This is a genomic window from Streptomyces sp. NPDC048419 (genome assembly GCF_043200415.1).
GTDB lineage: Bacteria > Actinomycetota > Actinomycetes > Streptomycetales > Streptomycetaceae > Streptomyces.
This window is the reverse complement of record NZ_JBICXT010000025.1, coordinates 86,835-101,709: the sequence shown is the minus strand read 5'-3', so window position 1 is coordinate 101,709 and position 14,875 is coordinate 86,835. Positions and strand designations below refer to the sequence as shown.

At 69.7% G+C, this 14,875-nt stretch carries 18 protein-coding genes and 1 pseudogene; 12 read left to right on the top strand and 7 right to left on the bottom strand.

Annotated features, from left to right (window positions below; genetic code table 11):
* The first annotated feature begins 169 nt into the window (after positions 1 to 169).
* The 4 genes from ACGFYN_RS37435 to ACGFYN_RS37420 are packed head-to-tail and all read left to right on the top strand — an operon-like array spanning position 170 to position 1,816.
* Positions 170 to 643 carry a carboxymuconolactone decarboxylase family protein gene (locus tag ACGFYN_RS37435; RefSeq protein ID WP_393870428.1) on the top strand — a complete coding sequence of 158 codons (474 nt, stop codon included), beginning with the start codon at positions 170 to 172 and terminating at the stop codon, positions 641 to 643.
* 60 nt (positions 644 to 703) lie between these two features.
* A complete protein-coding gene (locus tag ACGFYN_RS37430) occupies positions 704 to 850 on the top strand; it encodes an SDR family NAD(P)-dependent oxidoreductase (RefSeq protein ID WP_393870427.1) in 147 nt (48 codons plus the stop codon).
* A 44-nt stretch (positions 851 to 894) separates the two neighbouring features.
* Positions 895 to 1,158: an SDR family oxidoreductase gene (locus tag ACGFYN_RS37425; RefSeq protein WP_393870455.1), complete on the top strand. Its 264-nt coding sequence runs from the start codon at positions 895 to 897 to the stop codon at positions 1,156 to 1,158.
* Between the two features lie 55 nt (positions 1,159 to 1,213).
* Positions 1,214 to 1,816, top strand: a complete 603-nt coding sequence (locus ACGFYN_RS37420) for a nucleotidyltransferase family protein (protein ID WP_393870426.1) — start codon at positions 1,214 to 1,216, stop codon at positions 1,814 to 1,816.
* Positions 1,817 to 1,840: 24 nt separating this feature from the next.
* Here the strand turns inward: ACGFYN_RS37420 and ACGFYN_RS37415 are convergent, their stop codons facing one another.
* Positions 1,841 to 2,221, bottom strand: coding sequence for a cupin domain-containing protein (locus ACGFYN_RS37415; protein WP_393870454.1), 381 nt, complete (start codon positions 2,219 to 2,221; stop codon positions 1,841 to 1,843).
* A gap of 265 nt (positions 2,222 to 2,486) precedes the next feature.
* Between ACGFYN_RS37415 and ACGFYN_RS37410 the strand changes: the two genes are divergently transcribed.
* From ACGFYN_RS37410 to ACGFYN_RS37385, 6 genes are all read left to right on the top strand, one after another.
* On the top strand, positions 2,487 to 3,383 hold the full coding sequence (locus ACGFYN_RS37410; RefSeq protein WP_393870425.1) for an RNA polymerase sigma-70 factor: 897 nt from the start codon (positions 2,487 to 2,489) through the stop codon (positions 3,381 to 3,383).
* Between the two features lie 164 nt (positions 3,384 to 3,547).
* Positions 3,548 to 3,910, top strand: coding sequence for a DUF2089 domain-containing protein (locus tag ACGFYN_RS37405; protein WP_393870424.1), 363 nt, complete (start codon positions 3,548 to 3,550; stop codon positions 3,908 to 3,910).
* On the top strand, positions 3,910 to 4,167 hold the full coding sequence (locus ACGFYN_RS37400; protein ID WP_393870423.1) for a hypothetical protein: 258 nt from the start codon (positions 3,910 to 3,912) through the stop codon (positions 4,165 to 4,167). The genes ACGFYN_RS37405 and ACGFYN_RS37400 overlap by 1 nt, the downstream gene beginning before the upstream one ends.
* A gap of 52 nt (positions 4,168 to 4,219) precedes the next feature.
* Positions 4,220 to 4,651, top strand: coding sequence for a hypothetical protein (locus ACGFYN_RS37395; RefSeq protein ID WP_393870422.1), 432 nt, complete (start codon positions 4,220 to 4,222; stop codon positions 4,649 to 4,651).
* Between the two features lie 352 nt (positions 4,652 to 5,003).
* Positions 5,004 to 6,704, top strand: coding sequence for an L-aspartate oxidase (locus ACGFYN_RS37390; protein ID WP_393870453.1), 1,701 nt, complete (start codon positions 5,004 to 5,006; stop codon positions 6,702 to 6,704).
* Positions 6,701 to 6,856 (top strand): hypothetical protein, encoded by a 156-nt coding sequence (locus ACGFYN_RS37385; protein ID WP_393870421.1) that lies wholly within the window; start codon positions 6,701 to 6,703, stop codon positions 6,854 to 6,856. The genes ACGFYN_RS37390 and ACGFYN_RS37385 overlap by 4 nt, the downstream gene beginning before the upstream one ends.
* Before the next feature lie 65 nt (positions 6,857 to 6,921).
* On the opposite strand, the gene ACGFYN_RS37380 is transcribed toward ACGFYN_RS37385, so the two are convergent.
* Both ACGFYN_RS37380 and ACGFYN_RS37375 read right to left on the bottom strand, forming a co-directional pair.
* Positions 6,922 to 8,574 (bottom strand): cytochrome bc complex cytochrome b subunit, encoded by a 1,653-nt coding sequence (locus tag ACGFYN_RS37380; protein ID WP_393870420.1) that lies wholly within the window; start codon positions 8,572 to 8,574, stop codon positions 6,922 to 6,924.
* A gap of 44 nt (positions 8,575 to 8,618) precedes the next feature.
* Entirely contained in the window at positions 8,619 to 8,897 is a 279-nt protein-coding gene (locus tag ACGFYN_RS37375) for a WhiB family transcriptional regulator (protein ID WP_393870452.1), read from the bottom strand.
* A 243-nt stretch (positions 8,898 to 9,140) separates the two neighbouring features.
* Between ACGFYN_RS37375 and ACGFYN_RS37370 the strand changes: the two genes are divergently transcribed.
* Positions 9,141 to 9,872, top strand: coding sequence for an RNA polymerase subunit sigma (locus ACGFYN_RS37370; RefSeq protein ID WP_393870419.1), 732 nt, complete (start codon positions 9,141 to 9,143; stop codon positions 9,870 to 9,872).
* Here ACGFYN_RS37370 and ACGFYN_RS37365 read toward each other — a convergent pair.
* Both ACGFYN_RS37365 and ACGFYN_RS37360 read right to left on the bottom strand, forming a co-directional pair.
* Positions 9,837 to 10,765: pseudogene (locus tag ACGFYN_RS37365) on the bottom strand (sigma-70 family RNA polymerase sigma factor). The gene ACGFYN_RS37370 and the pseudogene ACGFYN_RS37365 sit on opposite strands and share 36 nt — an antisense overlap.
* 98 nt (positions 10,766 to 10,863) lie before the next feature.
* Positions 10,864 to 12,207 carry an NAD(P)/FAD-dependent oxidoreductase gene (locus ACGFYN_RS37360; RefSeq protein WP_393870418.1) on the bottom strand — a complete coding sequence of 448 codons (1,344 nt, stop codon included), beginning with the start codon at positions 12,205 to 12,207 and terminating at the stop codon, positions 10,864 to 10,866.
* A 121-nt stretch (positions 12,208 to 12,328) separates the two neighbouring features.
* Here ACGFYN_RS37360 and ACGFYN_RS37355 point away from each other — a divergent pair, with 121 nt between their 5' ends.
* Entirely contained in the window at positions 12,329 to 13,510 is a 1,182-nt protein-coding gene (locus tag ACGFYN_RS37355) for a Rieske 2Fe-2S domain-containing protein (protein WP_393870417.1), read from the top strand.
* A gap of 17 nt (positions 13,511 to 13,527) precedes the next feature.
* On the opposite strand, the gene ACGFYN_RS37350 is transcribed toward ACGFYN_RS37355, so the two are convergent.
* On the bottom strand, positions 13,528 to 13,773 hold the full coding sequence (locus ACGFYN_RS37350; protein WP_393870416.1) for a DUF397 domain-containing protein: 246 nt from the start codon (positions 13,771 to 13,773) through the stop codon (positions 13,528 to 13,530).
* Between the two features lie 2 nt (positions 13,774 to 13,775).
* Positions 13,776 to 14,642: a helix-turn-helix domain-containing protein gene (locus tag ACGFYN_RS37345; protein WP_393870415.1), complete on the bottom strand. Its 867-nt coding sequence runs from the start codon at positions 14,640 to 14,642 to the stop codon at positions 13,776 to 13,778.
* Positions 14,643 to 14,875: the final 233 nt, after the last annotated feature.

The following is a 14,875-nucleotide window of genomic DNA, read 5'->3' as shown; positions in this document are numbered from 1 at the left end:
ATGAAGCGCGACAGATCCGATCTATTGAGTCGACTCCTTGACGCCGATCTATTGAGGTCCGCCCCGACACGACGCGGGACGGTGATGCAGGTCACACCCAGGGACCTGTCACAGACCATCGGCCCGCCTGGTCAACCGTGTGTATCCGCACCAAGACCAGGAGATCACCGTGGAATCACGTCTCAACTTCTTCGCCCACCCGCTCGCGGGCAAGGTGCTGCGGCACCTCAACTCCGCCAACAAGGTGGTGGCCGACTCGACGCTGCCGCATGCGACGCAGGAGCTGGTGAAGATCCGCGCGAGTCAGATCAACGGCTGCGGATTCTGCACCGACATGCACACCAAGGACGCGACGGCCGCGGGTGAGACGCAGCAGCGCCTCAACCTCGTTGCGGCATGGCGGGAGGCCCAGGTGTTCACCGAGGCCGAGCGCGCCGCGCTGGAGCTGGCGGAGCAGGGCACCCGCATCACGGATGGGGACGGTGGCGTCCCGGACGAGGTCTGGGAGAACGCCGCCAAGCACTTCGACGAGGACCAACTCGCCGCGCTGGTCGGCCTCATCGCGATCATCAACGCCTACAACCGCGTGAACGTCATCACCCAGCAGCCCGCCGGGGACTACCAGCCCGGCATGTTCGGCTAGCCCCGCCCCCGCCCCCGGCTCCCGGCTCGGCACCTCACGAGATACGAACCACGAGGCACCATGAACTCCGCTTCGCCCCTGCCCTTCGCCGACAGCGTCATCGCCACGGGGGCGGGGTCGGGCATCGGCCGGGCCACGGGGATCGCCCTCGCCGAGTCGGGGGCCCGCGTCCTCATCGTGGGGCGCCGGAAGGAGGCGCTGGAGTAGACGGCTCGCGGCCACTCCGGCATCGCCGTCATGCCGCTCGACATCTGCGGAGAGGGGCGCGGCGGAGGTGGTCGTCGACACGGCCGTCGCGCGGTGCAGGTCCCACCGAGACCGACGTCCTGGCCGCCGCGGGCCTCTCCGAGGACGCCGTCGCCGCAGTCCGCACTCAGGAGCGCGAGCGGATCCCAACGGGCCGTCTCGGCCGCCCCAGTGATGTCGCCGACTGGATTCTGCGCATCGCCGACCCCCGCGGCGCGCACATCACCGGTCAGATACTGACGACCGACGGCGGACTCGAACTCGCCTGACCCCACTGCGGGAGACACCGACTCCACGGTGACCGCGGGATGGTAGACACGACCGATGACCGGCCGCCTCCCGCTCGACGAGCAACTCGTCGCCCTGAAGTCCACGTTGTCCCGCAATGAGACGCTGCTGGAGGTGCTGGACCGGGCGGCGAGCTTGGATCTCCCCGGCTGGTACCTCACAGCGGGCTGCCTGTTCCAGACCGTCTGGAACGTGGTCACGGACAGGCTGCCCGGCGCCGGCATCAAGGACTACGACGTCTTCTACTTCGACGACCGCGACCTGTCGTGGGAGGCGGAGGACGCCGTCATCCAGGCTGCCCGCGCAGCGTTCTCCAGGCTGCCGGCGGAGGTCGAGGTCCGCAACGAGGCCCGCGTCCACCTCTGGTACGAGCAGAAGTTCGGCGTCCCGTGCACTCCCCACACGTCCACCGAGGCGGCCATCGACAGCTTCGCGGCGACCACCTGCTGCCTGGGCGTACGACTGGAGCGGGGCGGCCGATGGCGCGTCTACGCGCCGCACGGACTCTCCGACGTGTTCAACCTGGTCGTACGCCCCAATCCGGTGCCGGCCCCGCGCGAGGTGTACGAGGCCAAGGCAGCACGCTGGCAACGGCATTGGCCCGAACTGACCGTGCTCGACTGGCCCGCCGGCAGATGATGCGGCACGGTTGGTGCCTGGTGATCAGTTGGGTCGAACGGTAGGCCGCGGTGCTCGCAGATGGGCCCGCTCGGCCAGTTCCTCCTCGTCGACCAGGGTGAGCATCGGCCGGCCGGGGGCGCAGAGCATGGTGACGATGAAGCGGCAGGGGATGTCCGTGCGGGCGTTGCCGTCCTGGTAGTGAATGACGTCGCCGCCGGGCTCCCAGAAGGTCTCCCCCGCCTTGACCACGCGCTCGGGCTCACCCTCCAGCTCGAACCGCACCTCGTCCTCGACGACGTAGCCGAAGGCCGGCCCTGAGTGGCGGTGCGGGGGCGTGCCCGGGTCGCCGGGCGGCCATTCGACCTGGATGGTCATGCCCGAGGCGCCCTCCGGGATGAAGGGCGGCTTCGCGTCCTGCAGCATCGTCGCCGCTGTCCGCCAAGTACCGGACGTGCGCTGTCCATCGGTGTTGTCGTCTGCCGACTGTGTGTCAGGCACTGAGGTGCACCTCCGTGAGTACGCCCGGGACGAGGCAATCGCCCACGGGCGGGAGAACCGTTCCTCAGTGTTGACCGGACACACCGTCCGCGTGTGACACCGTGCCGACCGGGAGCGGCTGCGCGGCGGTGAACGCGGCCCCACCTGCGTGACAGCTTGTAGCATGGTGATCCACTGCTGGAGGACTCACATGCGCGCCGGAGAAGACCCAGGCTCTCTCGACCAGGCAACGAGGGAATTCATGGCCGCGCGGCCCCAGCTGTTCGGAATCGCCTACCGCGTGCTGGGCAGCGCCACCGAGGCCGAGGACATCGTCCAGGAGGCATGGCTGCGCTGGCAGCGGACCGACCGCGCGGAGATCCTGGACCCGACCGCTTTCCTGGCCACCGTCACCTCCCGGCTGGCGATCAACCTCGCCCAGTCCGCGAGGAAGCGGCACGAGACGTACACCGGGCCCTGGCTGCCCGAACCGGTCGACACCAGCAGGGATCCGCAGCTGGGCGCGGAACGGGCGGAGGCGCTCGACCTGGCCGTGCTGTTCCTCCTGGAGAAGCTGAACCCCGTCGAGCGCGCGGCCTATGTCCTGCGGCAGGCCTTCGACTACCCGTACCAGCAGATCGCGGAGATGCTGGAGACGAGCGAGGCGAACACGCGCCAGCTGGTCAGCCGCGCCCGCAAGCATCTGTCGAAGGAACGCAAGGAGCCGGTGAGCGCCGAGGCCCACCGGAGGCTGCTGGAGGTGTTCCTCGCCGCGGCGCAGACCGGCAACCTGTCGGTGCTGGAGGACGTGCTCACCGCGGACGTGGTCAGCTACACCGACGGCGGCGGAATCCGCGGAGCGACCAGGATCCCGGTCGTCGGACGCCTGCACGTCTCCAAGTACCTCGCCGCCTTCGCGCCGCGCTTCTGGCCGCAGTCGGACGTCCGCTGGGTCGAGGCCAACGGCAGGCCGGCCGTCCTGGTCACGAGCGGCGGCAAGGCCGTGGCCCTGCTCAACATAGAGGCGTCGGAGCACGGCATCGAGCGCGTCATGTGGGTCATGAACCCGGCGAAACTGGCGCCCTACGTGGCCTCGCTGGAGAGCTGAGAAGCAGTCTCCTAGGCCGGATTCCCGCGCCACCGTGGGCCTTGACCGCTTCCACACCCCGGGCACCGTGTATTTGAGAAAATTAAGCTGGATGCGTTGTGATCTTAAAAAACTCAAGATACAAATAAATAGAGAGCAGGTCGCCGAGCGCAGGGGAGCCGAGGGTGGACTGGCAGGAACTGACGGACCTGACGCGCGGCAGGCCGTTCGTCGTCGAGCGGGTCCGCCTCGCCGACAGCGGTGTCGCGATCGAGGGGCAGTTCGAGCCGCCGCAGCTGGCCCAACTCGGCATCGAGGACCAGGTGTTCGTCGCGGCGTTCGTACGGTCACACGGTTCGATCAAGGAGATGGAGCGGGTCTTCGGGGTGAGCTATCCGACGGTCAAGGCCCGTCTGAAGCGGATCGCCGAGCAGCTCGACTTCGTCGACGTCGAACCGGCACCCCCGGGCGCCGACGTCGTCGACCGCCTGCGGCGGGGGGAGATCAGCGCCCAGGAGGCGCTGGCCGAACTGGAGAAGTCCCGTTGATGCCGCAGCTGGTGACGGTGCGCTGCCGCCGGCCCGACGGCCGCTGGCGACGCGTGTACGTGCCTGTCGTGCCGGTGCTGCTGGTGCTGTCCCCGCTGTTGCTCCTCGGGGTACTGGCGGGCCTGGTCGTCTGCCGCGTCTTCGGGGTGAGCCCCTCGGGCGCGCTGCGCGGCTGCGGGCAGCTGCTGTGGGCGCTGCCCGGCACACGGTTCGAGCTCGAGTACGGCCACAGGGCCGTACTGGTCAGCGTCAGATGAATCGGAGCCGTACAGAGCAGGTCCACAGCGGTACGGAGCAGAAGGAGCAGCGATGAACGAGCAGCGCCGTCAGATCCTGGAGATGCTCGCCGAGGGCAAGATCACCACGGACGAGGCCGAGCGGCTGATCGACGCCCTCGAACGGCAGCGGGCCGTGTCGCCGCCGGGAGGCGCGTCCCGCGCGAAGTCCCGGCCCAAGTACCTGCGCCTCATGGTGCTGTCCGGCGAGACCGCCGACGGCGACGGGCCGAGCCGGGTCGACGTCCAGATCCCGCTCCAGCTGCTGCGCGCCGGCGTCCGGCTCGCCAGCCTCATCCCTCCGCAGGCACTCACCAAAGTGAACGCGGAGCTGGCCAGGTCAGGCGTACCGATCGACCTCACCGAGCTCAAGCCACAGCAGCTCGAGGAGCTCATCGACCACCTCGACGACGTCTCGGTCAACGTCGAGGAACCGGATGCCAAGGTGCTGGTCTTCTGCGAGTGACAGCCGTCATCCGGCGAGGATCTGGTCACGCTCGTCGCTCCCCCGCGTCTGATGTGCGACGGCGCGGGTGAGCTGGTAGGTGTGGTCCATGTACGACGGCGCCGAACTCGGCCAGGCGATCATCGCGCACCCCGACGACGTAAAGGCAGCGCCCACGGCATATCAGCACGCGCTCCCCTGAGCCGCTCGTCGTCCCCGTATCCCGGCTGACGGGCTGCCGCAGGTGCGTGGCGGCGGCAGCAGCGGAGCAGTGTCACAGATGCCTCCCCGGCCCGGTCGTACTCATGGAAGCGATTGAAACCCTTGGCGACCGGAGACGACCGTGGCTCTCACCGAACAACGTCTTTCCACCATGGTGCTGGTGATCGGCACCGGAGGAGCCGGCCTGCGTGCGGCGATCGAACTGGCCGAGGCCGGTGTCGACGTGCTCGCGGTCGGCAAGCGTCCCAAGGAGGACGCCCACACGGCGCTTGCCGCCGGCGGCATCAACGCGGCCCTTGCCACCATGGACCCCGAGGACAGCTGGCAGCAGCACGCGGCTGACACGCTCAAGGAGAGCTACCTGCTGGCCGACCCCCGGACCGTGGAGATCGTCACGCAGGGCGCCGCCCGTGGCATCGACGATCTTGAGCGGTACGGCATGGCCTTCGCCCGTGAGGAGGACGGCCGGATCTCCCAGCGGTTCTTCGGGGCGCACAAGTTCCGGCGGACCGCGTTCGCCGGCGACTACACCGGTCTGGAGATCCAGCGCACCCTCGTCCGGCGCGCGGAGCAGCTCAAAATCCCCGTACTGGAAGGCGTCTACATCACCCGGCTGCTGGTGCACGACGGCGCCGTCTTCGGTGCGTACGGCTTCGACCTGACGAACGGCAGGCGCTACCTGATCCATGCCGACGCCGTCATCCTGGCCGCGGGCGGCCACACGCGGATCTGGCGGCGCACCTCGTCCCGGCGCGACGAGAACACCGGCGACTCCTTCCGCCTGGCGGTGGAGGCCGGGGCCCGGCTCCGGGACGCGGAGCTGGTGCAGTTCCACCCGTCCGGGATCATCGAGCCGGAGAACGCGGCCGGCACCCTGGTCAGCGAGGCCGCCCGCGGTGAGGGCGGCGTCCTGCGCAACGCGCTCGGGGAACGGTTCATGACGCGCTACGACCCCGAGCGCATGGAGCTGTCCACGCGTGACCGGGTGGCACTCGCCTCCTACACGGAGATCAAGGAGGGGCGCGGGACGCCCAAGGGCGGCGTATGGCTCGACGTCTCCCACCTGCCCCGGCAGACGATCATGACGCGGCTGCCCCGCGTGTACCAGACGCTGCTGGATCTGCAGATGCTGGACATCACCCGCGAGCCGATCGAGATCGCGCCCACCGCGCACTACTCGATGGGCGGGGTGTGGGTACGGCCCGAGGACCACAGCACCGACGTACGCGGCCTGTACGCGATCGGCGAGGCCTCCAGCGGGCTGCACGGCGCCAACCGGCTCGGCGGGAACAGCCTCATCGAGCTGCTGGTGTTCGGCCGGATCACGGGCCGGGCGGCCGCCGCGTACTCGGAGTCCCTGACCGCCCAGCCCCGGTCGGCGCGGGCGATCGCCGAGGCCCGCGCGGAGGTGGACGAGCTGCTCGCCGCCGACGGGGTGGAGAACGTACGTGCCTTGCAGCGCGCCCTGCGCAACACCATGACGGAGCACGCAGGCGTCGTACGCGACGAAGAGGGGTTGAGCGCCGGGCTCGCGGAGCTGACGGCGATCGAGAAGCGGATGGAGGACGTCGGCGTGCACCCGGACATCGCCGGCTACCAGGACCTCGGGCACGCCTTCGACCTCAAGTCCGCCGTCCTGGCGGCCCGGGCCACCCTCGAATCGGCCCTGGAGCGTCGCGAGACCCGGGGCTGCCACAACCGCAGCGACTTCCCCGGCCAGGACCCGGACCTTCAGGTCAATCTCGTGTGGTCGCCGAAGACGGGAGTCACCCGCGAGACCATTCCGGCCGTCCCGGACGAGATTTCCGCTCTGATGCAGGAGATCTCGACCGAAGGAAAGCTCGCCGAATGATCCACGACCCGGTGGGCGGCGTGGTGGAGGTAGGAGGCCCCGAGGCGTTCGAGCTCGAGGACTTCATCCGCATGGGGCTCGCCGCCAAGGACGACCCCCGCAAGGTCGTCACGGACTCCCAGGCGCGTTACACGCACAGCAGCACTAAGTAAGTCCAGGAAGTGGCCCCCCGCCGGTCGGCGGGGGGCCACTTCGTGTCCGGCCGCTGTGGGCGGCGTCAGTTGTTCTCGGTTCGGGTGCCGGCCGATGGGGTGGGTTCGCCGGTGAGCTCGTGCTGGTCCCGCGCGGGCGGCTCGTCGACCGGGACCTGTTCACCGTAGAAGGTGCGGTTCAGTGCGGCACGCAGGCGGCGTACCGGGCGGAATCCGTCGTCCGGGTCTTCCCCGCCGGCCGGGGAGCCCGGGCCGATCGCCTTGTACTGGTCGCGCTGGGTGAGAAGGGCCAACTCCTCCTGGCCGAGCGGCTCGTGCACCTCGACGAACTCGCCGTTCGGCATGCGCTTGATGATGCCGGTCTCGCGGCCGTGCAGCACCTTGTCGCGGTCCTGGCGCTGCAGGCCGAGTGCCCAGCGCCTGGTGAGGACGTAGACGAGGGGAGGTACGACGATCAGGCCGACGCGCACCGCCCAGGTCACCGACTCGACTCCGACATGGAAGCGGGTGGCGATGATGTCGTTCGCGGCGCCGAGCAGGGCCACCAGGTAGAAACTGATCCAGGAGACGCCAAGTGCCGTGCGCGCGGGGCGGTTTCGGGGTCGGTCGAGCAGGTGGTGTTCACGGTCGTCGCCGGTCACCCAGGCCTCGAGGAACGGGTAGACACCCATGGCGGCGAAGACGCCGACCCCCGCGAGCAGCGGGATCAGGTTGTCCAGCGCCAGGGTGTGGCCCCAGAAGGTGAGTTCCCAGCCGGGCATGACGCGCAGCAGGCCGTCCGCGACGCCCATGTACCAGTCGGGCTGGGACCCGGCCGAGACCTGGTCGGCGCGGTAAGGGCCGTACCGCCAGACCGGGTTGATCTGTGCGACGGCGGCGATGGTGAAGATGACGCCCGCGACGAGGCAGAAGAATCCCGCGGACTTCACGGCCCGGACCTTGAGCGGCGGGCCCACGACGTTCCTCTCGGTGCGCCCCCGGCCCGGATACTGCGTGTGCCGGTGGGCGAGGGCCAGGAAGAGGTGAGCGACCAGCAGTCCCACCATCACGGCGGGGATGATCAGCACGTGGATCGTGTTGAAGCGGGCCACGAGATCGTGTCCGGGGAACTCGCCTCCGAAGAGGAACATCGAGAGGTACGTTCCGACGATCGGGATGGAGAGGATCGTGCCGTTCACGACGGCGAGTCCGGTGCCCGACAGCAGGTCGTCGGGCAGGTCGTAGCCCGTCAGACCGCCGAACATGCCGAGGACCAACAGCAGGAATCCGAAGACCCAGTTGAGCTCGCGGGGCTTGCGGAAGGCGCCCGTGAAGAACACGCGCATCAGGTGGCACAACATCGCGGCGACGAAGACCAGCGCGGCCCAGTGGTGCGCCTGCCGGATGAGCAGACCGCCACGGACGTCGAAGGAGATGTGCATCGTCGAGTCGAAGGCTTCCGAGACCATCTGACCGCGCAGCGGCGCGTAACTGCCGTGGTATTCGACCTGGTTCATCGACGGGTGGAAGAACAGCGTCAGATAGACACCCGTGATGACGACGACGACGAAACTGTAGAGGCTGATCTCGCCGAGCAGGAACGACCAGTGGTCGGGAAAGGCTTTCCGCGCCTTTCCCCGCATCAGGCTGTAGAGACCGAGGCGCCCGTCGGCCCAGTCGGCGACCCTTTCGCCTCTGCCCCGTTCCGGTTCGTCGTTTTCCTGGAGTCCGTCACCCACGGCCCCATCACCGCCATTCCGTGAAGTGTCAGAAAGAGTTGCGCTCAGGCCGCCGTGGTGACCGGTTCCGCGGTGACCGCGTCCTGGGTCTCGCCGGCGTCGCGCCGGTTCATCGCGCGGCGTTCGCTCTCTGTGGTGCCGCCCCAGATGCCGTCCACCTGCCCCGCCTTCAGGGCCCAGCGCAGGCACTGCTCGGCGACCGGGCACCGGCCGCAGACGGCCTTGGCCTCGTCGATCTGGACGAGCGCGGGGCCGCTGTTGCCCACGGGGAAGAAAAGCTCGGGGTCCTGACCCAGGCAGGCGGCCCGTTCGTGCCAGGGCAGGGTGGGATCTCCTCTTACAGCGGTCATGGGAAGCGCACCTCCAGCTTCGCCGGGAGTCGTACCGGTCTCTGTAGTTGAGACAGGACAACCGGCGCAGATGTGACACGGGGGCGAGTGTCGTGCGTCACCGAAGGGGCCGCCTGTGGGGAGGCACGCGTGTCACAACATCTGCGGGTGCCCGGTCAAACCAGTGAAACGACACGACGAGCCGCCGAAGCCCTGGTGCGGGAGGGAGGATGCCGTATGGACGAGGCGGACGCGGTCCCGATCGCGGACCTGCTCGACGAACGCCGGTATCTGCTGGACGTGGCCTACTGCATGCTGGGCAGCGCCGGGGAGGCGGAGCGGGTCGTCGACGAGGTCTACCGCCGCTGGTACGGGCTGTCGGACGAGGCGCGCCGGCAGATCGTACGGCCGAGGTTTTGGCTGGCGCAGACCGCGGGCCGGAGCTGTCAAAGCCGCCTTGCCGGGACCGGGCAGGGCGAGGGCGGACCTGACCAGGGCGACAGCGGACCCGGGCAGGAGTGCGCGCAGAGCCCGGAAGAGGCGTCCGCCGGCATCGACGCAGCGCTGGGCCGTGCCCTGCTGACCGCGCCGCGGGAGCAGGACGCCGTGGTGCGCGCCGTCGGGCGGGCGTGCCTGGAAGGCGACGGTGAGCTGCTGGCGTCGCTGCTGTGCGCGCAGGCCACGGCGTTCGTCGACGGGGGCGGCAAGATCAGGGCGCCGGACCGGCCGGTCCACGGAAACCGGCAGGTGGCCCGCACACTGCTCACGCTGCTCGCGCGCCGGCCGCGCACCACCTTGAGCGCGCAGTCCGTCAACGGGCGGACCGGTCTGGTCGTCTGCTACGAACGCCGGGTCGCCGGGGTGATCTGCCTCGATGTGGCCGATCACCGCGTCGCATACGTCTGGATGATCCTCAACCCCGACAAGCTGCGGTCATGGAACGAGCCCCCAGGCCCCTTGCCCACGTGAGCGTGAAGCGAGGAACGCCGCGACCTTGCTCGGGCTGAACAGCCACACAGCACCGTGTGAATGCCTTCCTTCGAGGCGGCCACCGTCACGAAAGCGGGAGGCCCGCCCTCACGGTGAATCACCGCGCCCGTACGCCCGTTGGCGGCGACCAGCGCGGGCCGGCCCGCCACCCGCCAGAACTGCCGGTGGACCGACAGCTGTGCCACCCGGGTCCGGCCCAGCCCGGGGAGGCGGGCGCAGCCGCGGGCACCGTTGCCGTCGGACAGGCTGACGGCGTCGGGGGTGAGCACGGTCTCCAGCGACGCCACGTCCCCGGTCCGCGCGGCGGAGACGAAGGCCTGCAGCAGGCGCCGGTGCCCTGCCGTGTCCACGCTCTCCCGCTGCTCGTCGGCGAGACGCCTGCGCGCCCGGCTCACGATCTTCCGTACGTTGACGAGGCTGAGGTGGAGCGTGCGGGCGATCTCGGGATAGCCGTAGTCGAGGGCTCGCGCAGTACGTAGACGGCGCGTTCGGTGGGGCCGAGCTTCTGCGGCACCAGCAGCAGGGCCAGTTCCAGCCGCCTCCGCGCGCTGTGCGCCCAGCTCCGGGTCCCCGCTCGTGTCGACGGGCTCGGGCAGCCACGGTTCGATGTAGGTCTCCCGCCGCACGCGCGCGGACTGGGCGACGTTGATGGCCAGGCGGGTCGCGGTGCTCGACAGGAAGGCCGCGGGGTTGATCACCACCGAGCGGTCGGTCTTCTGCCGGCGCAGCCACACCTCCTGGACGACGTCCTCGGCCTCGGCGGCGCTGGCGAGGATGCGGTAGGCGATGCCCAAGAGGCGGGGTCGGTGCTGCACGAAGGCGGCGACGGCCTCGTCCAGGTCGCTCTTGGCGGGAGACGGGGCGAGGTCCATGATCCTGCGGTCTCCGTTTCTTCCGGTCGGAACTGTCCTCATGGACCGGGGTGGGCGACCCGCTGTGACAGGTCCGGACGAAAAACCTGCCGGGGCCGCTACCGCACCGAGCCTTCCCGAGCCGCGACCCGCGGATTGCCGTTCGCCACGAACGCGTCCCGCGGGTGCTGCACGGAGGCGAGCGAGACCAGGTCACGGCCGAAGAGGGCGGCGGTGAGCCACACGGCGAGGACGCGGACCTTGCGCTCCCAGGAGGGCACGGCCAGGACGTGATACCCGCAGTGCATCAGCCAGGCCGGGAAGCCCTTGATGACGAGGCGCTTGTACTGGAAGATGCCGCGCCCCATGCCCAGCGTCGCCACCACGCCCAGGCTGGGGTGGCGGTAGTCGCGGAGGCGTTTTCCGTGCAGGCCGGCGGCGATGTTCCTGGCCAGCAACCTGCCCTGGCGTACGGCGTGTTGGGCGTTCGGCACCGTACGGGCTCCGGGCGCGCGCGAGGCCAGGTCGGGAACGGCCGCGTCGTCTCCGGCTGCCCACACGTCGGGCACGGGCTCGCTTTCCGTACCCACGCGAAGATCTGGCCGGACCACGAGCAGCCCTCGCTCGTCGACGGGAAGATCCGTGTGCTGCCGCACGACGGGGTTCGAGCCGTTGCCCGCGGTCCACACGATCAGGTCCGCGTCGAACTCCTCGCCGCTGGACAGGACGACGTGGCCGTCCGCGGCGGACAGGAGCTGGGTGTCGAGGTGGACGTGCGCACCGCGGCGCTCCAGCGAACGCACCACCCAGGCACCGGGCTTGTCGCTCACCTCGGGCAGGATGCGGCCGCGGGCCTCGACCAGATGGAAGGACAGGTCGTCCATGCTCAGCTCCGGGTAGGACTTGAGCATCGCCGTCGCCAGGGACAGCAGTTCGCCGAAGCCCTCGACGCCGGAGAAGCCGCCGCCGACGAACACGACGGTGAGCAGCTTCTGCCGTGCGGGGCCGGGCGGCAGGGAGGCGGCCTGGTCGAAGGCGGTCATCAGCCGGTCGCGGACGGCCACCGCCTCCTCCACCTGCTTGAGCCCGATCGCCTGCTGGTCGAGTCCGGGGATGGGGAAGGTGCGGGTCACGGCACCGGCGGTGACCACGAGGGTGTCGTAGCCCAGCTCGTGGTCGGCCCCACTCGTCGGCCGGACGGTGATGCGCCGGTCCGCGTGGCGGACCTCGACCACGGTCCCGGAGATCAGGCGGGTGGTGCGCAGATGCCGCCGCAGCGAGACGGCGGCGTGCCGCGCCTCGACCGATCCGGCCGTCACCTCCGGCAGGAAGGGCTGGTACGTCATGTAGGGGCGGAGGTCGATCACGGTGACCCGCGCCTCGCCGGACCGCAGCTTCTTCTCCAGACCCCAGGCGGCGTAGAAGCCCGCGTAGCCGCCACCGACGATCACAATCTCTCGCATGATTCCCTCTGCTCCTCGGTCGTCACCAGATAGACCGGGCGGGGAGGTTCGATGTGACAGGTGCGGGCGTGGGCGCGACGCGGGGGCTGTCCGTGCCGGATCCCATGTGGTAAGGAAAGGGATGACCGATACCGAATCCGTCAAAACGGGGAGCGATCGTCTCTTGGGACATCGCGCAGCAAGCCACAGCAAAACTGACCTTCGGCGCATCGGGGCGCACCCCGATCACTGGTATCCCGTCGCACTGTCCCGCAGCGTGCGCACCAAGCAGGCCTTCGCGACGACGTTCGCCGGTGAGCGCATCGCGCTCTACCGCGGGGAGAGCGGGACCGTCCACGCGCTGGAGGACCGGTGCGCACACCGGCAAGTCCCGTTGAGCATGGGCGTCGTGGAGGGTGAGGCCCTGCGCTGTTGCTATCACGCGTGGGCCTACCGCGGTGACGGCCGCATCTCGCAGATCCCGTATCTGTCCAAGGGCGACGGCCGGCCGCCACGCGGGGTGCGCGGCTATCCGGTCCGTGAGGCGTACGGCCTGGTGTTCGTCTTCCCCGGCGCCTCCGAGCGGGCGGCGGACACGCCCGTGCCCGCACTGCCCGCCTTCGGCTCGGGGCGCTACAAGACCATGACGTACGCGCGGACCGTTCGCTGCCACTACTCGTTCATGCACGAGAACCTCCTCGACATGAACCATCAGTTCCTGCACCGGGGCGTCGTCGGCAAGCTCCGTCCCGAGCTGCTGGGGCACCGGGCCGACGCGCGCTCGGTGGAGGCGAGGTATCTGTTCACGCACACGGGAGGCAAGCGGAATCGCGGCGCCGGCATCCTGGCCGGCGAGGGCCTCACCGGGCGTGACTCCAGCGATGTCATGACCATCCGCACGGAGTATCCGTACCAGACGCTCGACCTGGTGCCGGAGGGCGCCGACCGGCCGGCGTTCCGGCTGTGGGCCGTGTACGTGCCCGAGGACGCCGAGCAGCGCGTCTGCCGCACCTACGGCCTGCTGATGATCGAGAAGCCCCGGGTGCCCGGTGCGCTTCAGCTGGCCTGGCCACTCATCAGGCGGTTCACCGAGCGGGTGTTCGCCGAGGACCGGATGGCCGTCGAGGCCGAGCAGCGGGCGTGGGACGAGCAGGGCGAGGACCGCAACCACGAGGTCTTCCCGCTGATCCTGGACGTCCGCGAGGTGCTGCGCGGCAACGGCGTACCTCTCGGGTCCACGGTCGGCTGCGCCGCCGCGGTGGGCGGCGGCACGGCGTCGCCGACCTGCGACCGTCACGGGGAGCCGGGCGCCCCCGCCGAGTGACGGTGCGGCCCGCGCGCTCAGGCGACGAGGAAGTCCGCCTGGCCGGTCTTGGCGCCCTCCAGGAAGGAGATCACCTCGTCGCGGGTGTAGACGAGCGCGGGCCCTTCGGGGTCCGCGGACTGGCGGAAGGCGACGCTGCCGTCGGGCAGCCGCTTCACCTCGACGCAACTGCCGCCGTTGGTCCCGCTCCAGGGCTTGTGCCAGCCGTCGGTTCCCAGGTCGGCGGCGGGCATCCCACTGTAGATCCGGCTCTCGACTCCCATGGTCACAGCTCCTTCCGCAGGTCACGCAGGATGTCCATGGTTCGGGTGGCCGGCTCCGCCTGATCGGACATCCGGTCCAGGACTTCGAGATGGGCGGCGACGTCCTCGGGCCGGTCCACGTAGACGGCACCGGTGAGGTTCTCCGCGTAGACGACGTCGGGCAGTTCGGAGGATCCGAAACAGAAATGGTGGAAGGGGCCGAAGGCGCCGGGGTGGGCTCCCACGGAGACGGGCATGACCTGGATACGGACCTTCGGCCTGGCCAACGACTCGACCAGCCGGTCGATCTGAGCCCGCATCACCTCGGCCCCGCCGACGGGCCGGCGCAGCACCGTCTCGTCCAGGATGGCCCATACGGCCGGGCCGTCCGGCTTCTCCAGGAGGTCCTGGCGCCTGAGGCGCAGGGACACGCGACGGTCGATCTCCTCCTGAGACGTGTCCGGGAAGCCGATGCGCAGGAGCGCGGCCGCGTAGTCCTGCGTCTGCAACAGGCCCGGGACGTAGTGGGGTTCGTACAGACGGATGACGCCGGCTTCACTCTCCAGGCTGACGTAGGTGCTGAACCACTCGGGCAGCACGTCCCGGAAGGTGTGCCACCACCCAGGCCGGTTGGCCTCCCTGGCCAGGGACACGAAGCCGTCGATCTCCGCCGCCGGTACCCCGTAGCGGTGCAGCAGTTCCCGCACGTACGGAATCCGCAGCCCGACCTCGGCCTTCTCGATCCGGCGGACCGTCAGCGGCGTCACGCCGAGGGCCCGCGCCGCGTCCTCGAACGACACCCCGGCCCGCTCGCGCAGGGTCCGCAGGCGCCTGCCGAGCACGATCCGAAGGACCGTCGGCGCGCTGCCGCCCGAGCGGTTGTCCCCCACGTTCCACCTCCTGGAACGGCGGTCACGCTCCGCAGTCTGCCACGAACGCCATGACGCCAACAGAACGATGCGATAGATCTGAAATTATCGGAACGAAGGTTGCGGGCTGAGTTTGCTGGACGTCATAGTGATCCGGTGACCTGTCGCACTGTGCGCTTACGTGGTGCCCAACTGCCGTTGGCGCCAAGGGAACTGATGTTCCGACGGGTCGGTCGCCTCACCTCATCTCCGGA

Excerpts from the sequence above, each read along its gene's own strand:
- ACGFYN_RS37430 (WP_393870427.1), top strand. The coding sequence starts at position 704 with ATGAACTCCGCTTCGCCCCTGCCCTTCGCCGACAGCGTCATCGCCACG.
- ACGFYN_RS37420 (WP_393870426.1), top strand. The coding sequence starts at position 1,214 with ATGACCGGCCGCCTCCCGCTCGACGAGCAACTCGTCGCCCTGAAGTCC.
- ACGFYN_RS37415 (WP_393870454.1), bottom strand. The coding sequence starts at position 2,221 with ATGCTGCAGGACGCGAAGCCGCCCTTCATCCCGGAGGGCGCCTCGGGC.
- ACGFYN_RS37410 (WP_393870425.1), top strand. The coding sequence starts at position 2,487 with ATGCGCGCCGGAGAAGACCCAGGCTCTCTCGACCAGGCAACGAGGGAA.
- ACGFYN_RS37400 (WP_393870423.1), top strand. The coding sequence starts at position 3,910 with ATGCCGCAGCTGGTGACGGTGCGCTGCCGCCGGCCCGACGGCCGCTGG.
- ACGFYN_RS37395 (WP_393870422.1), top strand. The coding sequence starts at position 4,220 with ATGAACGAGCAGCGCCGTCAGATCCTGGAGATGCTCGCCGAGGGCAAG.
- ACGFYN_RS37390 (WP_393870453.1), top strand. The coding sequence starts at position 5,004 with ATGGTGCTGGTGATCGGCACCGGAGGAGCCGGCCTGCGTGCGGCGATC.
- ACGFYN_RS37385 (WP_393870421.1), top strand. The coding sequence starts at position 6,701 with ATGATCCACGACCCGGTGGGCGGCGTGGTGGAGGTAGGAGGCCCCGAG.
- ACGFYN_RS37370 (WP_393870419.1), top strand. The coding sequence starts at position 9,141 with ATGGACGAGGCGGACGCGGTCCCGATCGCGGACCTGCTCGACGAACGC.
- ACGFYN_RS37360 (WP_393870418.1), bottom strand. The coding sequence starts at position 12,207 with ATGCGAGAGATTGTGATCGTCGGTGGCGGCTACGCGGGCTTCTACGCC.
- ACGFYN_RS37355 (WP_393870417.1), top strand. The coding sequence starts at position 12,329 with ATGACCGATACCGAATCCGTCAAAACGGGGAGCGATCGTCTCTTGGGA.
- ACGFYN_RS37350 (WP_393870416.1), bottom strand. The coding sequence starts at position 13,773 with ATGGGAGTCGAGAGCCGGATCTACAGTGGGATGCCCGCCGCCGACCTG.